Annotated in this window: 23 protein-coding genes; 21 read left to right on the forward strand and 2 right to left on the reverse strand. The window is 68.2% G+C overall.

Translation table 11 applies throughout. The annotated features are described in order from the left end of the window. Positions 1-109: 109 nt before the first annotated feature. Complete coding sequence (locus QMX83_RS08390; protein WP_282296178.1) at positions 110-1,132, reverse strand: pteridine-dependent deoxygenase; 1,023 nt, start codon at positions 1,130-1,132, stop codon at positions 110-112. Between the two features lie 179 nt (positions 1,133-1,311). Between QMX83_RS08390 and QMX83_RS08395 the strand changes: the two genes are divergently transcribed. The 21 genes from QMX83_RS08395 to QMX83_RS08495 all read left to right on the forward strand — a co-directional run bounded on the left by QMX83_RS08395 (position 1,312) and on the right by QMX83_RS08495 (position 22,039). Then, on the forward strand, positions 1,312-2,052 hold the full coding sequence (locus tag QMX83_RS08395) for a beta-ketoacyl synthase chain length factor (RefSeq protein WP_282296180.1): 741 nt from the start codon (positions 1,312-1,314) through the stop codon (positions 2,050-2,052). Further along, the gene (locus QMX83_RS08400) at positions 2,045-2,848 is read left to right on the forward strand and encodes a lysophospholipid acyltransferase family protein (protein WP_282296181.1); all 804 of its coding nucleotides are present in this window, start codon (positions 2,045-2,047) and stop codon (positions 2,846-2,848) included. Before QMX83_RS08395 ends, QMX83_RS08400 begins: the two co-directional genes overlap by 8 nt. Further along, positions 2,835-3,095 carry a phosphopantetheine-binding protein gene (locus QMX83_RS08405; protein ID WP_125360899.1) on the forward strand — a complete coding sequence of 87 codons (261 nt, stop codon included), beginning with the start codon at positions 2,835-2,837 and terminating at the stop codon, positions 3,093-3,095. Before QMX83_RS08400 ends, QMX83_RS08405 begins: the two co-directional genes overlap by 14 nt. A 19-nt stretch (positions 3,096-3,114) precedes the next feature. Beyond that, positions 3,115-3,372, forward strand: a complete 258-nt coding sequence (locus QMX83_RS08410) for an acyl carrier protein (RefSeq protein ID WP_125360898.1) — start codon at positions 3,115-3,117, stop codon at positions 3,370-3,372. Positions 3,373-3,394: 22 nt separating this feature from the next. Then, complete coding sequence (locus QMX83_RS08415) at positions 3,395-3,946, forward strand: hypothetical protein (protein ID WP_282296182.1); 552 nt, start codon at positions 3,395-3,397, stop codon at positions 3,944-3,946. Next, on the forward strand, positions 3,939-5,627 hold the full coding sequence (locus QMX83_RS08420; RefSeq protein ID WP_282296183.1) for an AMP-binding protein: 1,689 nt from the start codon (positions 3,939-3,941) through the stop codon (positions 5,625-5,627). Before QMX83_RS08415 ends, QMX83_RS08420 begins: the two co-directional genes overlap by 8 nt. Beyond that, on the forward strand, positions 5,620-6,381 hold the full coding sequence (locus QMX83_RS08425; RefSeq protein WP_282296184.1) for a glycosyltransferase family 2 protein: 762 nt from the start codon (positions 5,620-5,622) through the stop codon (positions 6,379-6,381). Before QMX83_RS08420 ends, QMX83_RS08425 begins: the two co-directional genes overlap by 8 nt. After that, positions 6,378-7,325: an acyltransferase gene (locus QMX83_RS08430; protein WP_282296185.1), complete on the forward strand. Its 948-nt coding sequence runs from the start codon at positions 6,378-6,380 to the stop codon at positions 7,323-7,325. Before QMX83_RS08425 ends, QMX83_RS08430 begins: the two co-directional genes overlap by 4 nt. Further along, entirely contained in the window at positions 7,315-8,895 is a 1,581-nt protein-coding gene (locus QMX83_RS08435) for an aromatic amino acid ammonia-lyase (protein ID WP_282296186.1), read from the forward strand. Before QMX83_RS08430 ends, QMX83_RS08435 begins: the two co-directional genes overlap by 11 nt. Next, the gene (locus tag QMX83_RS08440; RefSeq protein ID WP_282296187.1) at positions 8,882-9,304 is read left to right on the forward strand and encodes a thioesterase family protein; all 423 of its coding nucleotides are present in this window, start codon (positions 8,882-8,884) and stop codon (positions 9,302-9,304) included. Before QMX83_RS08435 ends, QMX83_RS08440 begins: the two co-directional genes overlap by 14 nt. After that, a complete protein-coding gene (locus QMX83_RS08445; protein WP_282296188.1) occupies positions 9,301-9,921 on the forward strand; it encodes an outer membrane lipoprotein carrier protein LolA in 621 nt (206 codons plus the stop codon). The genes QMX83_RS08440 and QMX83_RS08445 overlap by 4 nt, the downstream gene beginning before the upstream one ends. Next, a complete protein-coding gene (locus QMX83_RS08450) occupies positions 9,914-12,277 on the forward strand; it encodes an MMPL family transporter (RefSeq protein ID WP_282296204.1) in 2,364 nt (787 codons plus the stop codon). Before QMX83_RS08445 ends, QMX83_RS08450 begins: the two co-directional genes overlap by 8 nt. Positions 12,278-12,319: 42 nt before the next feature. After that, on the forward strand, positions 12,320-13,594 hold the full coding sequence (locus QMX83_RS08455; RefSeq protein ID WP_282296189.1) for an NAD(P)/FAD-dependent oxidoreductase: 1,275 nt from the start codon (positions 12,320-12,322) through the stop codon (positions 13,592-13,594). Beyond that, positions 13,582-14,133, forward strand: a complete 552-nt coding sequence (locus QMX83_RS08460; RefSeq protein ID WP_282296190.1) for a DUF3261 domain-containing protein — start codon at positions 13,582-13,584, stop codon at positions 14,131-14,133. Before QMX83_RS08455 ends, QMX83_RS08460 begins: the two co-directional genes overlap by 13 nt. Then, positions 14,130-15,314, forward strand: coding sequence for a beta-ketoacyl-[acyl-carrier-protein] synthase family protein (locus tag QMX83_RS08465; protein ID WP_282296191.1), 1,185 nt, complete (start codon positions 14,130-14,132; stop codon positions 15,312-15,314). The genes QMX83_RS08460 and QMX83_RS08465 overlap by 4 nt, the downstream gene beginning before the upstream one ends. A gap of 2 nt (positions 15,315-15,316) precedes the next feature. Further along, on the forward strand, positions 15,317-15,772 hold the full coding sequence (locus QMX83_RS08470; protein WP_282296192.1) for a hotdog family protein: 456 nt from the start codon (positions 15,317-15,319) through the stop codon (positions 15,770-15,772). After that, positions 15,769-16,500, forward strand: a complete 732-nt coding sequence (gene fabG, locus QMX83_RS08475; protein WP_282296193.1) for a 3-oxoacyl-ACP reductase FabG — start codon at positions 15,769-15,771, stop codon at positions 16,498-16,500. The genes QMX83_RS08470 and fabG overlap by 4 nt, the downstream gene beginning before the upstream one ends. Continuing rightward, on the forward strand, positions 16,500-17,741 hold the full coding sequence (locus QMX83_RS08480) for a beta-ketoacyl-ACP synthase (RefSeq protein WP_282296194.1): 1,242 nt from the start codon (positions 16,500-16,502) through the stop codon (positions 17,739-17,741). The genes fabG and QMX83_RS08480 overlap by 1 nt, the downstream gene beginning before the upstream one ends. Before the next feature lie 32 nt (positions 17,742-17,773). Further along, the gene (locus QMX83_RS08485; RefSeq protein WP_282296195.1) at positions 17,774-18,250 is read left to right on the forward strand and encodes an excinuclease ATPase subunit; all 477 of its coding nucleotides are present in this window, start codon (positions 17,774-17,776) and stop codon (positions 18,248-18,250) included. Positions 18,251-18,432: 182 nt separating this feature from the next. Further along, positions 18,433-18,705 carry a YcgL domain-containing protein gene (locus tag QMX83_RS08490; RefSeq protein WP_282296196.1) on the forward strand — a complete coding sequence of 91 codons (273 nt, stop codon included), beginning with the start codon at positions 18,433-18,435 and terminating at the stop codon, positions 18,703-18,705. Beyond that, the gene (locus QMX83_RS08495) at positions 18,698-22,039 is read left to right on the forward strand and encodes an ankyrin repeat domain-containing protein (protein ID WP_282296197.1); all 3,342 of its coding nucleotides are present in this window, start codon (positions 18,698-18,700) and stop codon (positions 22,037-22,039) included. Before QMX83_RS08490 ends, QMX83_RS08495 begins: the two co-directional genes overlap by 8 nt. Here QMX83_RS08495 and QMX83_RS08500 read toward each other — a convergent pair. Further along, the gene (locus tag QMX83_RS08500; protein ID WP_282296199.1) at positions 22,007-23,287 is read right to left on the reverse strand and encodes a hypothetical protein; all 1,281 of its coding nucleotides are present in this window, start codon (positions 23,285-23,287) and stop codon (positions 22,007-22,009) included. The two genes, QMX83_RS08495 and QMX83_RS08500, sit on opposite strands and share 33 nt — an antisense overlap. Positions 23,288-23,362 lie beyond the last annotated feature (75 nt).

The raw sequence follows: 23,362 nt of genomic DNA on the forward strand, positions 1-23,362 counted from the left end.
GCCGTTGGCCGGCCCACTGACCGCTTGGGCCGGCCAACGGCCGGCGCTACCGGGATATCCGAATCGGCCATGAAACCGGTAGGTGACGACCGTTGGTCGTCACGGCGGGTCAGCCGTGCATACCCTCGATTTCCACCAGCAACTCGGCGCGGCAGACCTCGGCGTGCAGCACCACGTGGGGCGGTGAACCGGGCAGCTGTGCCATCCGAGCGGCCACCGCGGCCAGGTTGGCCGCATCGCGCACATAGACCTTGAGCACTGATTCCGCGCCCAGCTGCGCCGGCAGATCCGGCCGCTGTGCCCGCGCGGCATCCACCAGGCTCTGCAGGTTGGTCAGCGTCTCTTCCAGCTGTTCCTGCCAGGAGCCGGTGTGCTGCGAGACGTGCCCCACAATCGCCGCCGTGCCCGACTGCAGCAGCGGCAGGCCGGTCGCGGGCGGCGGCAGCAGCGCGCGCGAGAAGCTCGGTGACTGCGGGCCGTACTGGCGGGGGTAACGGAAGGCGCTGACCTGGCGGGGGTTCTCCAGCGGGGTGCCGGCCTCGCGCGCGCTCAGCCAGTACACCTGCAGACGGCGCACGCCATCGAAACGGCCGATGCAGGTCGCCGCCGGCAGTGCGGCTTCGTCCAGTGTGCGCAGCCCACGCACCCGGCCCACGCAGAAGCGCCGGTAGCGCTCGGCGTCGCCCTCGCCCTCGGTCACCGCGTCCAGGTAGTTCCACATCCGCAGCAGGTGCGGGAAGCCGCACTTTGTAAGAAATGTACTCAACGTGGCGTAGGCATCTGCCGCGGCCGCTTCAATATCGGAACCCGGTTCCTCAATTTCGATTGCACCAAACAGCACACTACCGTCATGCGACCAGCGCACCGTCCCGTCCACTCCGGTTTGAACCGGGGCCGCCCCCTGCCAGATCTCGATCTGCGCGGGGCCGTGCTCGTCCAGCGGCACCTGCAGCCAGCGCGGGTCATCGCACGGTGAGTCTGTCGTGCCGAAGCCAAACACCGCCAAGGTCTGCGGGTCGGCCAGGGCCGCGTCGCGCTCACTGGCAGGGGCGTATCGGGCACGGAACAACGCGGGGCCGGAAGGGGAAATCTGGACCGGTGCGGCCGGTGCGCTGTGGATCGTGCTACTCATTTCAGATTGTGAAAGCTGCCAGTGCCGAAGGTGTCATGATAGCGTGCGCTCCTTTGGCGGCGTGCGTTGCACGCCGGACGATGTCGGATGACAGGTACGGATCGGCTGGAATGGGGGAGCCGGCCCGTATCGCCCCTGTGGCTCGTGCTTCCAGGTGCCCATCACGAGTGTTGGTGTGAATGATTGAGTTTTCTGTAGTGGATTGGTCGGCCTGGGCACCGGGTCTGACCACGAAATCGGACTGGCAGCAGTGGGCGCATGCGCCATTCCTGCCGACCGGTGACGACACCCCGGCACTGCCGGAGGTGCCGCCGATGCAGCGTCGCCGCATCGAGCGGCTGGGACGCATGGCCATCCAGGCCGCGTGCTGGTGCGAGCAGCCCGACGACGGCGGCCAGGTGCCGCTGGTGTTCGCCTCGCGCCATGGCGACGTGGCGCGTTCGATGGAACTGCTGGACACCCTGCGCCAGGACGCGGCGATGTCGCCTACGGCGTTCGGCTTGTCCGTGCACAACGCGGTGGCGGCGCTGTACTCCATCGCCCGTGGTCAGCGCGGCAACTACCTGGCCCTGGCCGGCGGTCGCGCCACGGTCGAGGCGGCCTGCGTGGAAGCCTTTGGCCTGCTGGCCGACGGAGCCGAAGAAGTGCGCGTGGTGGCCTACGAGTCGCCGCTTCCGACGGTGTACGCCGGCTTCGCCGACGAACCGGATCCGTACTTTGCGTGGTGCTGGCGTCTGGCCCGCGCCGACCGCCCCGGCACCCGTCTGTCGCTGGGCTGGAGCGGTACCGGTTCGGTTCCCGACTCCGCAGCCGGCGCGTTGCCGCACAGCCTGGAGCTGATGCGCTTCCTGCTCGCCGGCGATCCGGCGCTGGTGTTCCAGGCCGATGGCCAGCCGTGGATCTGGCAGCGCCATGGCTGAGACGCTGGCCGCCCGCCTCAACCACGCCTGGCGCGTGGTCGGCACCGGGATCAGCTTCGCCGCCTTCGGGATCGGCGGGCTGTTGCTGGGCGGCCTGTTGTTCCCGCTGTTGTTCCTGATCCGCCGCCACCAGCGTCGGCGCGCGCTGGCCCGGCGGCTGGTGCAGTTCAGTTTTGCCAGTCACGTCAACCTGATGCGCTGGCTGGGCGTGATGACCTATGAGATTCACGGACGTGAACGGCTTCAGCGTGATGGCCTGCTGATCCTGGCCAACCATCCGACGCTTATTGATGTCGTACTGCTGATCTCGCAGCTGCCCAACGCGGACTGCGTGGTCAAACATGCTGTCGCCTGCAACCCGTTCATGCGCGGACCGGTCCGCGCCGCCGGCTATGTGGCCAACAGCGACGGGGCCGGGCTGGTCGATGACTGCATCGCGGCGGTGCGCCGGGGCGGCAATCTGGTGATCTTCCCTGAGGGCACCCGGACCGTGCCGGGCCAGCCGCTCAAGCTGCAGCGGGGGGCGGCCAACATCGCCGTCCGGGGGCAGCTGGACATCACGCCGGTGCGGATTACCTGCACGCCGCCTACCCTGACCAAGGGCCAGAAATGGTATCGTGTGCCATCACGGCGTTTTCACGTTCAGCTGGAAGTCGGGGAAGATATTTCGATCGCTCCCTTCCTGTCGGAGGCCGGCGATTCGCCCAGGGGGGATGCCTTGGCGGCCCGGCGCGTGACCGATCACCTTGCCCATTACTTTGACTTCGCTGGAGAACCAAGCCGTGCAGGCACTTGAGCACGAGATCAAGGAATTGATCATTTCATCGCTTTCATTGGAAGACATCGCTCCGGAAGACATCGATGCCCAGGCTCCCCTGTTCGTGGAAGGGCTGGGGCTGGACTCCATCGATGCGCTTGAACTGGGCCTTGCGCTGCAGAAGAAGTATGGCGTCAGCCTGTCTGCGGATTCGGAAGAAACCCGTCGTCATTTTTCCAGCGTGCGTGCGTTGAGCGAGTTTGTCGCCGCGCGTCAGCTGTCGTAACGGTGCGTCAGGATTTGTCATGACCAAGAACGAACTTTTCGACCGTATCGTCAAGATCCTCAAGGACAGCTTTGAGATCGAACCGGTGCGCATCACCCCGGAAGCCCGTCTTTACGACGACCTGGACATCGACAGCATCGATGCCGTGGACCTGATCGTGCAGCTCAAGCCGCTGCTCGGCCGCAACCTGCAGCCGGAAGCGTTCAAGTCGGTGCGTACCGTGCAGGACATCGTTGATGTGGTGCACGGGCTGATGCCCGGACAAGCGGCCGCCTGACGGCGTCGGCTGAGGTTCGGCCATGGTTCGGCTGCGCGTTGCGGCGTTTGCAGTACTGTCGCTGGCGTATCCGCTGGTGGTGTACTTCGCGCTGGGCCGCTTCGAGCCGCGCTGGATGGCGCTGCTGCTGTTCGCGCTGGCCGCGCTGCGCGCGCTGACCACCCGCCAGCCGGTGTGGTGGGTGGCCGCCGCCGGAGCCGGCCTGCTGGCACTGCTGGCCACCGCCTTCAACCAGGCGTTACCGCTGAAGCTCTATCCGGCACTGGTCAACGCAGTGATGCTGGTGATCTTCGCCACCAGCCTGCGTTTCCCCCCGACCGCGGTGGAACGGCTGGCACGGCTCACCGAGCCGGAACTGCCGCCGTTTGCCGTGGTCTATACCCGCCGCGTCACCCAGGTGTGGTGCGGCTTTTTTGTCTTGAACGGGGCGCTGGCCCTGATGACCGCGTTCTGGGCCTCCAACCAGGTCTGGGCGCTCTACAACGGATTGTTGGCGTACGTGATGATGGGCGTTCTGTTTGGCGGTGAGTGGCTGGTGCGGCGACGGGTGAAGGCGGCGCACGCGCATGGCTGAGTGGATTGCCCTCTCGCAGCTCGCGCTGCAGCCGCTGCCGGATCGCCTCATTGGCATCGCCGCCGATGGCACCCCGGTCACCCACCCGCAGTTCCGCCAGCAGGTGCTGGGCTGGCAGCAGGCGTTCGCCCGCGCACCGGGCCAGGACTGGGCGCTGTACTTCGACGACACCCTTGCCTTTGCGGCCGCGCTGCTGGGTGCCTGGCATGCCGGCAAGCGCGTGTTCCTGGGCGGGGACAACCTGCCGGCCACGCTGGACGCACTGCGCCCGCAGGTGCAGGGGTTTGCCGGTGACCTGCCGGTCAGTGAAGCGCCGCTGCAGCCCGATGCCACCGTGGCCGCCGACACCGTGCTGCAGCCGCTGGACCCGTCGCAGCTGGAACTGGTGGTGTTCACCTCCGGCAGCACCGGGGCCCCCAGTGCCATCGGCAAGCGCCTGCGCCAGCTCACCGCCGAAGTCGACGCCCTGCAGGCGGCCTTCGGCGCGCAGCTGGGCGACGCCCAGGTGCATGGCACGGTGTCTCACCAGCACATCTACGGCCTGCTGTTCCGCGTGTTGTGGCCGCTCTCGGCGGGCCGCGTGATCCAGCCACGCCGCTTCTTCCATGAAGACCTGGTCACCGCGCTGGCGCAGCACGACGCGCTGCTGGTGGCCACCCCGGCCCACCTCAAGCGTCTGCCGGAACAGCTGGACTGGCCGTCGCTCGGTGGCCACCTGCGCGCGGTGTTTTCCTCCGGCGGACCGCTGCCCAGCGAGGCCGCCCTGCAGGCGCGCGCGCTGCTCGGCGTCGCCCCGACCGAAGTGTTCGGCAGCAGCGAAACCGGCGGCATTGCTTGGCGCCAGTGGAGTGCCGAACAGCCGCAGTGGCATCCGTTGCCGGGCGTGGAATGGAACATCCAGGACGGCGCGCTGGCCGTGCGTTCGCCGCATCTGGCCGAAACCGACTGGTGGCAGACCCAGGACCGCGTGCAGGCCGACACCGGCAACAGCTTCCGCCTGCTCGGGCGCGCCGACCGCATCGTCAAGATCGAAGAGCGCCGGGTGTCGCTGGACGCGCTGGAACAGCAGCTGCGTGCCCACCCCGAGGTGCAGGACGTGCGCGTGCTGGTACTGCCGGGCGCGCGCGAACAGCTCGCCGCCGTGGTGGTGCCCCGCACGGGCGGTGCCGCGCAGTGGACCGATACCCAGCGGCGTCAGCAGGCACAGCGGCTCAGCGCGCACCTGGCCAGCAGCCACGACGCGGTGACCCGTCCGCGGCGCTGGCGCTTCGTCGACGAGCTGCCGTTCAACGCACAGGGCAAGACCACCGCCGCCGCGCTGGCCGCGTTGTTCCGCCCGCTGATGCCGGTGGCGCAGTGGCAGCAGCGTGATGCGCAGGCGGCCACGCTGCATCTGCCGCTGGAGGCCGACCTGATCGCCTTCGACGGACATTTCCCCCAGGCCAAGATTCTGCCCGGCGTGGTCCAGCTGGACTGGGCCATCCATTACGGGCGCGAAGTGTTTGACATGCCACCGCGCTTCGCGCGCATGGATGCGCTGAAGTTCCAGCATGTGGCGCGTCCGGGCGATGTGCTGCAGCTCACCCTCGGCTGGGATGCCGCCAAGTCGGTGATGAGCTTCCGCTACGTGTCCGACCATGGCGTACATGCCAGCGGCCGGGTGGTGTTCGCGGATGCGTGAAGTCGCGTTTTCGCCGGTGGTGGTGATTCCGGTGTACGACCACGAGCACGCCATTGGGGCGGTGGTGCAGGGCGTGCTGGCCAGCGGCCTCCCGTGCCTGCTGGTCGACGACGGTTCGCACGAAGGCTGCGCGCAGGCACTGCGCGCGCTGGCGGCACAGCATCCGGGCCAGGTCACGCTGCATCGGCTGGACATCAACCAGGGCAAGGGCGGGGCGATGCTGGCTGGCTTCGCCCAGGCGAGCCAGCGCGGTTACTCGCACGTCCTGCAGATTGATGCCGACGGCCAGCACACCACCGCCGATATTCCGGCCTTCGTGGCCTTGGCCCAGGCGCATCCAGAGGCGGTCATCTGCGGCATTCCGGCGTATGACGCCAGCGTGCCCAAGGCCCGCCTGTACGGGCGCTACGCCACCCATATCTGGGTATGGATCAACACGCTGTCGTTGCAGATCCGCGATTCCATGTGTGGCTTCCGGGTCTATCCGCTGGCACCCGTCAACCGGCTGGCGGCAGAGGAAACCATCGGCCGGCGCATGGATTTCGATACCGAGATCCTGGTGCGGTTGTTCTGGCGCGGCGTGCAGGTGATCAGCCTGCCGACCCGGGTCACCTATCCCAGTGACGGCGTCTCCCACTTCGATGTGTGGCGCGACAACGTGCGCATCAGCTGCATGCACACCCGGCTGTTCTTCGGCATGTTGCCGCGCGCGCCGCGGCTGCTGTGGCGCCGCCTTGCAGGTGCAGCTGCATGAACGCACCGGCAGAGCGCGCCGCCCCGCACTGGGCCGAGCTGGGCGAAACCACCTCGGCCGCCGGTGTGCTGTTCCTGTGCGGCGTGCACCGCTGGTTCGGGCGCTGGCCTTTCCGGCTGTGCGTGTATCCGGTGGTGCTCTGCCATTGGCTGTCCAATGCGGTGGCACGGCGCTCCTCGCTGCAGTATCTGCACCGCCTGCAGGCGCACGCCGGCGTGCTCGGGCGTACGCCCGGCCGCTGGCACAGCCTGAAACACTTCGCGACCTTTGCCGACACCCTGCTGGACAAGCTGCTCGGCCTGGGTGGTCGCTATCCGCCCGAGCGCATCCACCTGCAGCGCGACCTGATGCTGGAGAAGATCGCCCGCCGCGAAGGTGGACTGATTCTGACCGCGCATATCGGCTGCCTGGAACTGTGCCAGGTGCTGGCCGAACAGGTGCCCGGTTTCCACATCACCGTGCTGGTGCATACCGCGCATGCGCAGCGTTTCAACCGGTTGATGCAGCGTCTGGATCCGCTGGCCCAGGTCGAGCTGATGCAGGTCACTGACATGGGCCCGGCCACCGCCGTGGAACTGCAGCGCCGGGTCGATGCGGGCGGGTTCGTCGCCATTGTCGGCGACCGCGTTCCGTTGCGCGGTGGCCGCACCGTGCCGGCCTCGTTCCTGGGTCACACCGCGCAGTTCCCGATCGGGGCCTACGTGCTGGCCGCCGCACTGGCCTGCCCGGTGTACACCATGGCGTGCCTGCATGAAGGCAACGGCTACCGGGTGCGCTTCGAGCACTTCAGCGACCGCATCGTGCTGCCGCGCGGTTCGCGCGATGCGGCACTCACCGCCCAGGCCGAACAGTTCGCCGCATGGCTGGAAACCCAGGTCATCCAGGCTCCCTTTGATTGGTTCAACTTCTTCCCCTTCTGGGATCAGGCATCGCATGGAAAGTAACGCCCAACTCGACCATTCCCGCCGCAGCGCGGACCGCCCGACCCTGCGTTTCGGCGATGCGCCGCTGTGCATTGAAGACGTGGTGGCGCTGTCGCGCCGCCAGGCCGACGCGATGGTCAGCGACAGTCCCGAATTCGTGGACCGCATCCAGCGCGGCGCGGACTTCCTCGACCGCCTGCTGCGCGAAGACGGCGTCATCTATGGTGTCACCACCGGCTACGGCGACTCATGCACGGTGAACATTCCACCGGCGCTGGTGGCCGAGCTGCCGCATCATCTGTTCACCTACCACGGCTGTGGCCTGGGCCGCTTCCTTGATGAAACCGAAACCCGCGCGGTGGTCGCGGCGCGCCTGGCCTCGCTGGTCCGTGGCATGTCCGGGGTGAGCCATCCGCTGCTGCAGGGCCTGGCCACGCTGCTGCGCCACGACGTGCTGCCGCTGATTCCGGCCGAAGGCTCGGTCGGGGCCAGTGGCGACCTGACCCCGCTGTCCTACGTGGCCGCCGTGCTGTGTGGCGAGCGCGAGGTGATGTACCAGGACGCGCGTCGCCCGGCCGCTGAAGTGCTGGCCGAGATCGGCATGACCCCGCTGCGCCTGCGTCCCAAGGAAGGCCTGGCGATCATGAACGGCACCGCGGTGATGACCGCGCTGGCCTGCCTGGCGTACGACCGTGCCGATTACCTGACCAAGCTGGCCACGCGCCTGACCGCGTTCAACGTGCTGGCCAGCGACGGCAACGCGCATCACTTTGATGAAATGCTGTTCGCGGCCAAGCCGCATCCGGGCCAGATGCAGATCGCCGCGCGGCTGCGCCAGGATCTGCACAGCGACCGCCCGCCGCGCAACGAACAGCGCCTGCAGGACCGTTACTCGCTGCGTTGCGCCCCGCACGTGATCGGCGTGGTCCAGGACGCGCTGCCGTTCCTGCGCCAGCTGATCGAAACCGAACTCAACAGCGCCAACGACAACCCGCTGATCGATGCCGACGGCGAGCGCATCCTGCATGGCGGCCACTTCTATGGTGGCCACATCGCTTTTGCCATGGACGCGCTGAAGAACACCATTGCCAACCTGGCCGACCTGCTCGACCGCCAGCTCGCGCTGGTGGTGGACGCCCGCTACAACCACGGCCTGCCGGCCAATCTGTCCGGCAGCACCGGTGAGCGCGCGCCGATCAACCATGGCCTGAAGGCCCTGCAGATCAGCGTCTCGGCGTGGACCGCCGAAGCACTCAAGCAGACCATGCCGGCCTCGGTGTTCTCGCGTTCCACCGAATGTCACAACCAGGACAAGGTCAGCATGGGTACCATCGCCGCGCGCGACTGCCTGCGCGTGATCGAGCTGACCGAACAGGTCGTGGCCGGCATGCTGATCGCCGCGCGCCAGGGCATTGCCCTGCGCCAGCGCAAAGGCATGAACGCCACCCTGCATGGCGACCTGGAAGTGATGTACCAGGATCTTGCCGCACGCATCGCGCTGGTCGAGGAAGACCGCGCGCTGGATGGAGAACTGCGTGGCCTGCTGGAGGATATCCGCGGCCAGCGCTGGAGCCTGTATGACCCTGCCTGAGTTGAGCTTTGAAGTAGCGCTGTCGCCCACCTTCCACGACTGCGATCCGATGCACGTGGTATGGCACGGCAACTACTTCAAATACTTCGAAGTCGCGCGCTGCGCCCTGCTGCAGCGCTATGACTACGACTACCCGCAGATGCGTGAATCCGGCTACCTGTGGCCGGTGGTCGACGCGCGGGTCAAGTACATCCGGCCGCTGCTGTACGGCCAGCAGCTGGTGGTGCGCGCCACCATCACCGAGTGGGAAAACCGGCTGAAGATCGTCTATGAGATCCGCGACGCCGGTAGCGACCAGGTGCTCACCCGCGCCCACACCATCCAGGTCGCGGTCGACGCGGCCACCAACGAAATGCTGTACCTGTGCCCGTCCGTGCTGTGGGACCGTCTGGGAGTGGAAGTGCAATGAACCGTCTGCTGCGCACGCTGGGCGTGCTGATTCTGCTGTGCCTGCTCGCGCCTGCAGCGCTGGCCGCGGATGTCGAGCTGGTCAAACAGCGCGTGGCCAAGGTCGGCGTGCTGCGTGGCGACTTCACCCAGGAAAAGCAGGTCACCGGTTTCAAGAACCCGCTGCGTTCGCAGGGCCGCTTCGTGCTGGCACAGGACCACGGCGTGATCTGGACCACGCTCAAGCCGTTCCCGTCGGAGGTGGTGGTCACCCGTGACCGCATCCTCAGCCGCCAGAGCGACGGCAGCACCCGCGTCGAGCTGGATGCCAAGCAGCAGCCGGCGATGCGCTCGGTCAACGCGATCATGTTCGCGCTGATGAGTGGCGACGCGCAGGCGCTGTCGGCGCAGTTCACGGTGAAGGTTGAAGCGCAGCCCAACAACGGCTGGACGATGCAGCTCAGCCCGCGCTCGGCGATGCTGGGCAAGGTGTTCACCGGCCTGAAGCTCAGCGGCGACCGCTACGTGCGCGAGGTGGAGATCACCGAGGCAAATAAAGACGTCACCCGCATCCACTTTGCCGGCATGAGCGAAACCCCGGCGGCGTTGAACGCAGAAGAGGGTGGCAAGTTTGAATGAGTCGTTGAAGGACGCGTTCCACGCCGGTGGACGCCTGCAGCGCCTGTGGCGCTGGCTGGCCATCGCCTGGTTGCTGGTGCTGCTCGGGCTGGGCGCGCAGCAGTGGCAGCTGTGGAAGAGCGAATCGCGGATCGACACCGACATCCTCGCACTGCTGCCGCAGGACGCGCATGACCGCCTGCTGTCCGACGTCACCCGGCGCATCGCCGACGTCAATGCACGCCAGATCGTGGTCCTGCTCGGCAGCAGCGATGCGGCGCAGACCAAGGCCGCCGAAGCCGCATTCCGCAGCACCATCACGCCGGAAGCGCCGGGCGGCAATCCCTTGTTGAAGGAAGCCGGCACCATCGAAGGCTGGTTCGACCAGGCGCGTGCCTTCTACGCGCCTTACCGCGACCGCCTGCTCACCAGCGAACAGCGCCAGCGCCTGCACGCCGAACCGGCCGACAGCCTGGCCCAGAGTGCGCTGGCCGCGCTGTATGGCCCGATGGGTGCACCGCGCCTGACCGACTGGGGCCAGGATCCGCTGTCGCTGTGGCCGCAGTGGTGGCAGCAACGTGCCCAGGGGGCCGGCCTGCAGATGGGCGACGACGGTCTGCTCGAAGCCGACGGCAAGCACTGGGCCATTCTGCAGTTTGAAACCACCGGCTCGGCATTCCAGCTCGACGGCGAACGCCATATCGACCTGCTGCTGGACCAGGCCGCCGCGGCGGCCACCCAGAAGTCCCCCGGCCTGGAAGTGCTGCGCGCCGGCGTGCCGCTCCATGCGGAAGCGGCAGCGGTGCAGGCCAACTGGGAAATCAACACCATCGGCTGGGGGTCGCTGGCGGCCGTGCTGCTCCTGGTGTGGCTGGCGTTCCGTTCGCTGCGCCCGATCCTGCTGGTCGGCGCGTCGCTGCTGATCGGCTGTGGCGTGGCGCTGGCGGTCACCGTGCTGGTGTTCGGCAAGGTGCACGTGCTCACCCTGGTGTTCGGCGCGTCACTGGTCGGCGTGGCCGAGGATTACGGCATTCACTGGTTCGCCTCGCGCCAGGCCGAGCCGGCTGACCGTCGCTGGAAGCTGCTGCGGCACCTGCTGCCGGGCCTGTGGCTGGCGCTGCTGACCAGCGCGCTGGCCTATCTGGCGCTGGGCCTGGCCCCGTTCCCGGGCCTGCGCCAGATGGCGCTGTTCTCGGTGGTCGGCCTGGCCGCTGCCTTCCTCACCGTGATCTTCTGGTTCCCGTGGCTGGACGGCGGCGAGATCCGCACCACCCGTTTCGCGCGCTGGCTGGGGGCCACGCTGGAGCGCTGGCCGCGCCTTCAGGGCCGCCGCCCGGTCGGTCTGTTCCTGGGCGCGGTGGCGATCATCGCCGCGCTCGGCATGCTGCGGCTGCAGCCCAACGACGACCTGCGCAGCCTGCAGTCCTCGCCGATGGACCTGATCACCCAGCAGATCCGCATCAGCCAGATGCTCGGCCTGCCCAGCCCGGCGCAGTTCTACCTGGTGCAGGGCGACAGTGCCGAACAGGTGCTGCAGCGCGAAGAAGCGCTGGTGGACCGCCTGCGTGTGCTGGCCGCCGACAAGCAGATCGGTGGCTATCGCGCGATCAGCGAATGGCTGCCCTCGGTGCAGCGCCAGCACGCCGATGCCGTGCTCACCGGCGCGATTGAGCCGCGGGTGCTGGCGCAAGTCGGCGAAGCGGTGGGCGAAACCCTGCCGCGCCCGGACTTCGCCGCGCAGGACCTGCAGGCGCAGGCCTTCCTCGACTCGCCGGTGGCGATGCCGTTCCGCCACCTGTGGCTCGGCCAAGTGGGGCAGGGCATGGCCTCGGTGGTGATGGTCGACGATCTCTCCCGTGCTGACGCCCTGACCCTGCTGGAAGCGCAGACCGAGGGCATTGAAGGCGTGCGCTGGGTGGACCGCACGGCGGACTTCTCCAAGCTGCTCAAGCATTACCGCAAGTTGATGAGCGTGCTGCTGCTGGTGGGCATCGTGTTGGTGTTCGCGGTGCTGTACTGGCGTTACCGCGCGCAGGCCTGGCGGGTGTTCGCCCCGACCCTGGTGGCGGGTGCGCTGACCCTGGGTCTGCTTGGCCTGTTCGGCCAGCCGCTGCAGCTGTTCAACGTGCTGGCGCTGATGCTGCTGCTGGGCATGGGCATCGACTACGGCATCTTCCTGATCGAACACCGCGGCGACGCCAGTGCGTGGCTGGCGGTGTGCGTGGGCGCGGCCAGTACCTGGCTGTCGTTCGGGCTGCTCGGCCTGTCGGCGACGCCGGCGCTGCGTGCCTTCGGGCTGACGCTGCTGTTCGGCATCGGTCTGGTCTGGTTGATTTCACCGCTGTTCCGTCCGCCTCCGCATGACGCTCCACACTGAGCACACACGGTTTCCCCCACTCTCAAGATCAAGGATGTATCGATGAACGCTGCTGTGAATGACGCACCTGTTGAGTCCACCGACGCGGTGGAACGTACTGAAATCCTGATCATCGGTGCCGGTCCGGCCGGCTCGGTCGCCGCCGCGATGCTGCGCAAGCAAGGCCGCCAGGTGCTGATGCTCGAGCGCCAGCAGTTCCCGCGTTTCTCCATCGGCGAAAGCCTGTTGCCGCAGAGCATGGAGTACATCGAACAGGCCGGGCTGCTGCAGGACGTGGTGCAGGCCGGTTTCCAGTACAAGAACGGCGCGGCCTTCGTGCGCGGCGATCGCGGCACCGAGTTCGACTTCCGCGAGAAGTTCTCGCCGGGCTGGGGCACCACCTATCAGGTGCAGCGCGCCGACTTCGACAACGTGCTGGCACGCGGTGCCGAGCGCATGGGCACCACCCTGCGCTTCGGCGATGAAGTGCTGTCGGTGCAGCCCGGCCGTCCGGCACGGGTGCAGGTACGTCGCCCGGATGGCAGCGAATACACCATCGAAGCCGGCTTCATCCTCGACGCCAGCGGCTTCGCGCGCCTGTTGCCGCGCCTGCTGAACCTGGAGTCGCCGTCGAACTTCCCGGTGCGCGGCGCGATCTTCTGCCACGTGCGCGACCATATTCCCGTCGACGCCGGCTTTGATCGCAACAAGATCCTGATCACCACCCATCCCGAACACGTGGACGTGTGGTACTGGACCATCCCGTTCTCCAACGGCTGCTGTTCGCTGGGCGTGGTCGCCGAGCCGAGCTTCTTCGAGAAGTACGAAGGCACCGACCTGGAGAAGCTGCAGGCCATCGTCGGCGAAGACCCCAACCTGACCCGCCTGCTGAAGAACGCCGAATGGGCGGTGCTGCCGGTGCGCACCATCACCGGTTACTCGGCCAACGTCAGCTCGTTGTGGGGCGAGGGCTATGCGCTGCTGGGCAACGCCGGCGAATTCCTCGACCCGGTGTTCTCCTCGGGCGTCACCATCGCCTTCAAGTCCGCGCAGCTGGCTAGTGACTGCATCGCGCGCGAACACGCGGGCCAGACCGTGGACTGGGAAGCCGAGTTCGCGCTGCCGCTGCGCGCCGGGGTGAAGACCTTCCGTCGCTTCGTCGAAGCCTGGTACCAGGGTGGCTTCCAGAAAATCATCTATCACCCCGAACAGCAGCCTGACGTGCGCCGCATGATCTCCTCGATCCTCGCCGGCTACGCCTGGGACACCAAAAACCCCTACGTGGCCGATGACAGCGGCCGCCGCCTGAAGGTGCTGGAGGAACTGTGCACCGGCTGATCCTGGCCCTGTTGCTGTGCGTGGGGCTGGCCGCCTGTGCCAGCACCCGCATGCCTGCGCCCAAGGTGCAGCTGCCGACCCTGCAGCTGGCCCCGTCGGCGCTGCCCGCGCCGCTGCAGCTGCAGCAGCGTCTGCAGTTCCGCTTCGGCAGCCACGAGCGCACGCTCGATGCGTTGCTGGAAGCGGACCAGGATGAAGTCCGGCTGGCGGTGCAGGCCATGGGCCAGACCGGCGTGCGCATGGTCTGGGACGGCAAGCAGCTGCAGCAGACCCGCGCGCCGTGGTTGCCGCCGCAGGTCCGTGGCGAGCGCGTGCTCGATGACCTTCAGTTTGCGCTGTGGCCGGCCGATGCCATCCGGGCGGTGTTGCCGGCCGGGTGGACGCTGGACGAGGCCGACGGCATCCGTCGTCTGCAGCAGGACGGCCAGACCTGGCTGGAGCGCGACACGTTGCCGGACGGCCGGGTGCGCCTGCGCAACCTGGCCGAAGGCTATGAACTGGTGATCGAATCGTTGGACATGGGACAGGCAGCATTGTGAGCAGCGCGGTATTCCTGAATGAACTCGGCGTGGTCAGCGCGCTCGGCTCCGGCCACGCGCAGACCCGCGCCGGCCTGTTCGCCGAACAACCCGGCGGACTGCACGAGAACGACACCCTGATCGCCGGGCGCACCCTGGCGCTGGGCGAAGTACGCACCGCGCTGCCGGACCTGTCGGCACTGCCGGTGGAACTGCGTGGCCGCAACAACGCGCTGCTGGCCGCCGCACTGGAACAGATCCGCCCGGCGGTGGATGCCGCAGTGGCCCGGTTCGGAGCCGAGCGGGTGGCGGTGATCGTCGGCACCAGCACCTCGGGCATCGGTGAGTCGGAAAACGCGCTGCGCATGCAGGCCGACGAAGGCCGCTGGCCGGACGACTTCCATTACGCGCAGCAGGAAATGGGCACCAGCGCCCGCTTCGTGCGCGAACAGATCGGCAGCCGCGGCCCGGCCTGGACGATCTCCACGGCCTGTTCCTCCAGCGCCAAGGCGCTGATGTCGGCCGCGCGCCTGCTGCGCGCCGGGGTGGTGGACGCGGTGGTGGCCGGCGGGGCCGACTCGCTGTGCCGCTTCACCGTGGCGGGCTTCAGCGCGCTGGAGTCGGTGTCCGCCGCGCGCTGCAATCCCTTCTCGCGCCACCGCAACGGCATCAACATCGGCGAAGGTGCCGCGCTGTTCCTGATGACCCGTGAGCCCGGCCCGGTGCGGCTGTCCGGCTGGGGCGAGTCGTCGGACGCACATCACATGTCCGCGCCCGACCCGCAGGCCAAGGGGGCCATCGACGCCATGCAGCAGGCGCTGCAGCGTGCCGAATTGGCCCCGGAACAGATCGACTACGTAAACCTGCACGGCACCGCCACCGGCCACAACGACGCCATGGAAAGCCTGGCCGTGGCCACCGTGCTGGGCGGGCAGGTGCCGGCCAGTTCGACCAAGCCGCTGACCGGTCACACCCTGGGAGCCTCCGGGGCGATCGAGGCCGCGCTGTGCTGGCTGACCCTGGTCGACAACCCCGAACACCGCCTGCCGGCGCACTTCTGGGACGGCCAGGCCGATGAAGCCCTGCCGCCGCTGGCGCTGGTCAGCCCCGGCACGCATGCGCCGCGTCCGCTGCAGCACGTGCTCAGCCATTCGTTCGCCTTCGGCGGCAGCAATGCCGTGCTGGCCCTGGCGCGGAGCTGAGCATGTGGCTGCCTGACGACATCGACAGCGTGCTGCCGCACAAGGACAGCATGCGCCTGATCGACCGGGTGGTCGCCTGGGGCCCGGAATCGATCGCGGTGGAAGTGGACGTCCCGGTCAGCGGACTGTTCTCGACCGCCGAGGGCGTGCCCGCCTGGGTCGGGGTGGAGTACATGGCCCAGGCCATTGCCGCCTGGGCCGGGTGCCGCGCCCGGCAGGAAGGACGCGAGCCCTCGATCGGATTCCTGCTCGGTACGCGCCGTTACACTGCCCATGTACCCGCCTTCCCCGCCGGCCGTTGTCTGCGGGTGGAGGCAGACTGCGAGCTGATGGGCGAAAATGGGCTCGGAATGTTCGCCTGCCGGATTCTGGCCGGCGATGAAGAATTGGCTGTAGCCAACGTATCGGTGTACGAACCGCTGGATGCGATGGCCTATCTGGAGAGTGGAGAGGTATGACAGGGAATTTGACCGTGCTGGTCACCGGTGCCAGCCGGGGTATCGGCCGCGCCGTGGCGCTGCGCATCGCGCGCGATGGCTTTGACGTGGTGGTGCATTGCCGCAGCCGCATCGAGGAAGCGCAGGCGGTGGCCGCTGAGATCCAGGCACTGGGCCGCCAGGCCCGCGTGCTGGCCTTTGACGTGGCCGATCGCGACGCCGCGCGCGCCGCGCTGGAGGCCGATATCGAGGCCCACGGTGCCTACTACGGCGTGGTCTGCAATGCCGGCATCGCCCGCGACGGCGCATTCCCGGCGATGACCGCCGAAGACTGGGACGCGGTCGTGCATACCAATCTGGACAGCTTCTACAACGTGCTGCACCCGGTGGTGATGCCGATGGTGCGCCGGCGCAAGCCCGGTCGCATCGTCACCCTGTCCTCGGTGTCCGGGCTGGTCGGCAACCGCGGCCAGACCAACTACAGCGCGGCCAAGGCCGGCATCATCGGGGCCACCAAGGCGCTGGCGCTGGAACTGGCCAGCCGCGCCATCACCGTCAACTGCGTCGCCCCCGGCCTGATCGAGACCGACATGATCAACGAGGAAATCGTCGACCACGCGCTCAAGCTGATTCCCGCCGGCCGTCTTGGCCAGCCCGAGGAAGTGGCGGCCACGGTGGCGTTCCTGCTGTCTGAACCGGCCGGCTACATCACCCGCCAGGTCATCTCGGTCAACGGAGGCATGGTCTGATGAGCCGACCCGAACGTCGCGTGGTGGTCACCGGTGCCGCTGCGATCAGCCCGCTGGGGCATGACTGGCCCAGCATCCGTGCGCGCCTGCACGCCCGCGAAAACGCGGTGCAGTACATCCCGGGCTGGGAGGTCTACGACGGCCTGAACACCCGTCTGGCCGCGCCGGCCCTGGACTACGACCTGCCGCCGCACTACAACCGCAAGACCACCCGCAGCATGGGCAAGGTCGCAGTGATGTCGGTGCGCGCCACCGAACTGGCGCTGGAAGCCGCTGGTCTGCTCGGCCACCCGATCCTGCGCAGCGGGCGCACCGGCGTCGCCTACGGCTCGTCCTCGGGCAGCCACGAGGCCACCGCCGAGTTCGGCCGCATGCTCAACGAGAACACCACCGAAGGCATCAGCGCCACCACCTACCTGAAGATGATGAGCCACACCTCGCCGGTCAACATCGGCGTGTTCTTCGGGCTCACCGGGCGGGTCTACACCACCTCCAGCGCCTGCACCTCGGGCAGCCAGGGCGTGGGTGCAGGCTATGAAGCCATCCGCAGCGGCAAACAGACGGTGATGGTCAGCGGCGGTGCGGAACAGCTCGATGCCACGGCCGCTGCCGTGTTCGACACCCTGTTCGCCACCAGCGTGAAGAACGACGCGCCCAAGACCGCGCCCAGCCCGTTCGCCGCCGACCGCGACGGTCTGGTGCTGGGCGAAGGGGCCGGCACCCTGATTCTGGAAGACCTCGAGCACGCGCTGGAGCGCGGCGCGCCGATCCTGGCCGAGCTGGTCGGCTACGGCACCAACAGCGATGGCCAGCATGTCACCCAGCCCACCAGCGAGACCATGGCCCAGGCCATGCGCCTGGCGCTGGAAGACGCGGGCCTTGAGCCGTCCCAGATCGGTTACGTGAATGCCCACGGCACCGCGACCGATCACGGCGACATCGCCGAAACCCAGGCGACCGCACAGGTGTTTGGCCCGAACATCCCGATCAGCTCGCTCAAGAGCTACGTTGGCCACATGCTCGGCGCGTGCGGCGCGTTCGAAGCCTGGGTGACCATCGAAATGATGCGCGAAGGCTGGTTCGCCCCGACCCTGAACCTGGACCAGGTCGACCCGCGCTGCGGCGAACTGGACTACATCCGCGGCGAAGGCCGCGTGCTGCACCCTGAGTACGTGATGAGCAACAACTTCGCCTTCGGTGGCATCAACACCTCGTTGATCTTCCGCCGCTGGCCGAACTGAAGCCGTACCCCCCGACAACAAGGAGAAAGTTGATGCGTCGTTTTGCTTTGATTGCCAGTGCCGTTCTGCTCGCCTTCGCCGGCACCGCCCAGGCCCGTGACACCCCCGTCCACCTGTCGCTGCAGGAACTGCTCGACTCCCAGATCGCCAAAGATGCCGGCATCGACGGCAGCGTGAAGTTCTACCTCGCCGGCCAGTCGGTCAATGTGCTGCAGCGCATGGGCGAGGACGTGACCAACAAGAAGACCAACGCCGCCAACAAGTCCGACGAAGACGCCTGCCGCTGGGTCGCGCTGTCGGCGCTCAAGGCCCTGCAGGACGGTGCCAAGTCGCGCGGTGCCAACGCCGTGGTCGACATCGTCAGCTACTACAAGAAGAACGAATTCAAGAGCGCGACCGAATACGAGTGCTACGCCGGTGCCATCCTGGCCGGTGTTGCGCTCAAGGGCACCTACGCCAAGGTCGGCGCAGCCAAGCCTGCTGCTGAACCCAAGCGTCGCGGCCGCTGATGTGACGCCGGGCTCTGCCCGGCGGCTCCTGTGTCGCGGCACCTGAACACCGCCGCGACATTGATGAACCTGAATCTGACGCAGGGCGAAATTCCGGCATGCAATCGTTGCGGCCGGCTTTCGCCCTTGCGTGCTTTACTCCACAATCATCGCAACACTTCCCAGGGCAACGCCCCGCGGGCATGCAAGCCTACGTCTATAAAAGCCAACGCAAGCAGGACACGTACGTCTACCTCGCCGTCCGCGATGACTTCAGCGCCGTCCCTGACGCCCTGAAGGCCACGCTGGGCCCGCTGTCATTCGTGCTTGAAGTCGCCTTGACCCCCGAACGTCGCCTGGCCCTGGCTGACGCCGATACCGTGCGCGCCAATCTGGCCGAGCGCGGCTTCCACCTGCAGATGCCGCCACCGCCGGTGGCTCCGGTGCAGGTGCCCCGGCGGCGGCGTGATGACTGAAGCGCACTACCGCCGGGCCATTGCCACGGCACTGCTGGCCGGCGGCGTGCTGGCGCTGGGTACCGCGTTCGGCGGCCTGGTCGCCGCGCTGGCCGCCACGCTGGCGCAGCCGGCGTTCGCGCTCGGTATTTCATGGTGGCGGCGCAGCCGCACCCTGCCCAAGCCCACTGCGCTCTGGAAACAGGACGTCCCCGCGCTGCTGGCGCTGTGGGGTGTCGGTGCCGTGGCACTGGCGCTGCTGGTGGCCTGGCCGCTGGGCGCATTGCACGACAGCGGCAGCCTCGCGGCCGTGCTCGGCCTGAGCGTGGCAGTGAGCGCCGCGCTGCTGGGCGTGTGGCGCACCTGGCCGCTGTGGAACGAGATCGAGCGCAGTGACGGCAGTCTGGTCCGGCACTGGCGCACCCTGGCCGGTCGTGACCTCAGCGCCTGGCGTGGCCTGCTGGTGGCCGCGCTGGTGGTGGTGGTGTGCGCATTGATCGTATTGCCGGCCTGGCCGGGCCTGGTCCCCGACAGCTGGCGCTGGCCGCTGGCCGCGCTGGTGCTGCTGGGCTCGCCGCTGGCGCATTTCGCGCTGCAACGGGTCACCCCGGCCGAAACCCTGCAGACCACGGCGGCACCCGTGCCGGCACGTGATTTCTTCGATGCCGCCGCGGCGGCCGCGCAGGACACCGCGCCGCTTGAGCCGATGGCCCAGCACGAAACCGTGCCGGCGCTGTTCGAGGCCGCGCGCAGCGGGCGGGTGGATCGCGCCCTGCAGCTGCTGGCCGCCGGGGCCGACCCGCGCGCGCTGCCGGATGCCGGCTGGCGCGACCAGCGCAGCCTCGTGGTACTGGCGGCGGTGCTGCCCGACCTGCGTCTGCTGCGTGAGCTGATCGCGCGCGGTGCCGACCTCAATACCCCGCACCGGGGCATGACCCCGTTGCTGGCGGCGACCCGCGACAGCTGGCACGGACGTCCCGAAGCGGTGATGACCCTGCTCGCCAACGGGGCCGATTCGCGCGCGGCCGACAGCGAGGGCAACACCCCGCTGCACCACGCCGCGCGTAGTTCCGACCCCGGTGTGGCCGCGCTGCTGCGCGATGCCGCCGCCGAAGTGGACGCGCTCAACAACGAAGGCTGGTCGCCGCTGGCGGTGGCCTGCCAGGTCGGCAACTGGCGGCTGGCGCGGTTCCTGCTCGAGCGCGGTGCGCGCACCGAGCCAGCCGAAGGCACACCGGTGCTGCTGGCGGCCGCCGGCACCGAAGAAGACGACCCCGCCGGCGTGCAGCTGCTGCTCAAGCACAAGGCCCGCGCCGACGCGCGTGACCGTCAGCGCCGCAGTGCCCTGCATGAAGCGGCCTTGGCCGGCCATGTGGACATCATCGACGTGCTGCTCACCGCCGGAGCCAACCTGGAAGCGCGCGACGCACTTTCGCGCACGCCGTGGCTGGAAGCGGCCCGCGCCGGTCGCGCCGAGGTCATCGAACACCTGTTGCCGCACAAGCCCGACCTGCATGCGCTGGACGTGGAAGGGCGCAATGCGGTGCTGCTGGCGTGCATGGCTGAAGGCGCGTCGCCGTTGCTGGTGCGCCGCCTGCTGGAACTGGGCATCGCCGCCGACGTGACCGACCCGCAGGGCCGCCGTGCGGTGGACATTGCCGCCGCCGCCGGGCGCTGGGCCATCGTCTCGCTGCTCGATCGCAGCTATCCGCTGCCGGCCGCGGTGAGCGACGGCCTGGGTGCGGGCAGTGCGGAGGCCGGCGTCCAGGATGCGCCGCTGCTGCCGGACCGTCCGCCGTTGGACCTGCTGCGCGAAGCGCTGGGCTTCGGCAATTTCGACGGCATGACCGCCTTGGCACAGCTGTGCAATGCCAATGAGCTGGGCGGGTTGCTGCACGAGCCGGAGCTGGCACTGGAGCCGCAGGCCGTGGAGTGGCTGCTCGGCCAGGGGGCCAACCCCGATGTGCTCGATGCCTGTGGCGACACCCCGATGTTCGCCCTGCTGTCGCGTGGCATCGATGCCGTGCCCGCATTGCAGGCTTTGCTGCGCCGTGGCGTCTCGCCCGCCGGTGCCGGTGGCCTGGCGCGGCTGCTGGCCGCGTGCGCACAGCATGACCACGCGTCGCGTGGCCTGGAGCAGCTCGCGCTGGAACTGCTGGAGCGCGGCGCGGATCCGTTCGCGCCGTCACCGGCCGGCGATCCGCCGTTGTCGCTGGCCGTGCGGCTGGGCTGGCTGCGCCTGCAGCAGGCACTGCTCAGCCTGGGCGTGGACCGCGAAGCGCGCGACAGCCACGGCATGACCGCGCTGCATCTGGCCACCGCGCTGGCCCGCGAAGGCTCGCTGAAGCTGCTGGTGCAGCACGGCGCGTCACCGGAAGCGCGTGCCGCCGACGGTCAGACGCCGCTCGGTGTAGCGCTGTCGATCGGCCGTCGTGATCTGGCCGACTGGCTGGACTGGCGGGTGTGGCCACTGCCGCGCCGCGCGCTGCGCGACGCCGACCTGCCGTCGGCCGCGATGGTGGGCGACGCCGACGCGGTGCGCCGCTTGATCGACCTCGGTTTCGCGGTGGACGCCGTGGATGCCCAGGGCTGCACCGCACTGCTGCGTGCGGCCGGGGGTGGCCATCTCGCGGTGGTTGATCTGCTGCTTGCGCGTGGGGCCAACCCGCAGCACGCGGCGGTGAGCGGTGCCACGCCGTTGTCGGCCGCCGTGAGCATGCGCCAGACCGACATCGTCTCCGCGCTGCTCGATGCCGGTGCCGAACTCGAATACCGTCTGCCCGGTGGCGTGACCGTGCTGATGCTGGCGTCGGCGCTGGGCCTGCCGGACATCGCCGCGCGTCTGCTCACCGCCGGGGCCAACGTGCATGCCGGCGATGCGCAGCAGCTCGGCCCGCTGCATTGCGCCGCGCTGTACGGTTTCAGTGCCCGCGACCGTTCGCGACTGCTGGCGCTGCTGGACACCCTGCTGTTGTCCGGCGCGGAGCCGGACCAGCCGGCCGCCGGCTCGGTCACGCCGCTGCTGCTGCTGCTCGGTGCACGCGCCGAACCCGGCACCGCCTGCGACGAGCAGGTCGTGCTGGCCGCCGTGGAACGCCTGCTCGATGAAGACGTGTCATTGGAAGCACGTGACCCGCGGGGCTTCGGCCCGCTGCATCTGGCCGCGCTGCACGGGCTGCCACTGCTGGTACAGCGCCTGCTGCGCGCCGGTGCCGACCCGGATGTGCGCGATGCCCTGAACCGCAGTCCGCGCGAGATCGCGGTGATGCGGGGCTTCATCGACGTCGCCGGCGAATTCGAACCGCGCGTGCCCGGCGTTTCATCAATGGCCCGATTCCTGCGCGACAACGGCTGACCGTCGTTCCGTGGCTTGGAACCGGAGCATCTCCATCAGTGAGGGCGGGTCGGTCTGCTCCTTCGCAAATTTTGCCGGATCGGTCAGCAGCTGACGCATGCTCTCCACATGTTCCGGGTGCACATGCTGCTCCAGCCACGGCGCGAACAGGTGCGCGTTGGCGGCGCGCATGATGCCCGGTGGCAAGGGCCCGCGCCACCGGATGCGCTCTACACCCGCAACACACCGCTGCAGCGTGGAGCCGGGTCGGGCGGTCAGCAGCATCACCGCCTGCATGCACGCATAGTTGTCCGCCGTGCGCGCAAACGCAGGGCGCAGGCTTGCCGTTCCCCCGTACATGCCCTGAATCAGACCCTCGGTCATGTAACCACGCGTCCCTCGGAAATGCGCTGGCTGTAGTGACGCCAGTTCATCGCCAAACACCACATCCTGCTCGAAGTCGATGATGCGCACCGGTGGCAATGGGCCGGAAGGCAGCGGTTTACCCGGTGGCAGTGGAATGCACAGGTTCTCTGACTTGAGGTCACGCAGGAACACACCGCCGCAACCGGGCAGGGTATGCAGGCGATGCAGGTCGGTGATCACGCTGCGGAAGGCACTGACGGGCAACCGGCCGCCCTCGCAGGCATACAGGAACAGATCGGTGCCCGCGTTGCGCGTGATGGCCAGTGTCGGGTGGATGACGGTATTGAACACCAGCGAAGGAATACCGCGCAGCCGATCCAGACGTGGATCCGGTGCGCCTGCCGGGAACGGCTGCGTCACCGGTTTACGCGGCTCCAGCGCCATGAAGCGGGCGTCCCAGGCGACGGCGCGTTTGAAGGTGCCGAACAGCGGCCGATGGGGCGTGCCCCCCACCCGCATCGGATACTGCAACGGGGGCAGCCTGGACGGAGAGCAATAGAACACCCGACCTTCCTGCATGGCTCGCCCGGGATAGCGGTCCACGTTTTCCGGTAGATACGCCAGCGCCCGATAGTCAGGATGGGTGCTGCGATCCTGCTTTGCGAAATTTCGCTGGTCGGTGCTTGCCACATGCTGCTGGAATCGCCGCCACGCACACTTGATGACGCCGGCGTTGGCCCGAACCCAATCACGGTTCAACGTATCGGAATAGAAGTTGCCCACGTGGGTGGGCGTGCAGCCTGCAGGGAGCTCGGTATGCGACGTGTGCGTGGACAGGCTTGGCGACCGGGGCGGCGTGATTGCGGCATCGCTCCCGATGGTCGGAATGGTTGGCATCTCCATGATTCCCTGCAGAAAAATCGAACAGGAATCATGTCATGCACGAACACAGACGGCAGTTTCGACGACGCAATCGGC

Origin of the sequence: Stenotrophomonas sp. PS02289, assembly GCF_029960115.1 — a bacterium.
In the GTDB taxonomy this organism is placed as follows: Bacteria; Pseudomonadota; Gammaproteobacteria; order Xanthomonadales; family Xanthomonadaceae; genus Stenotrophomonas.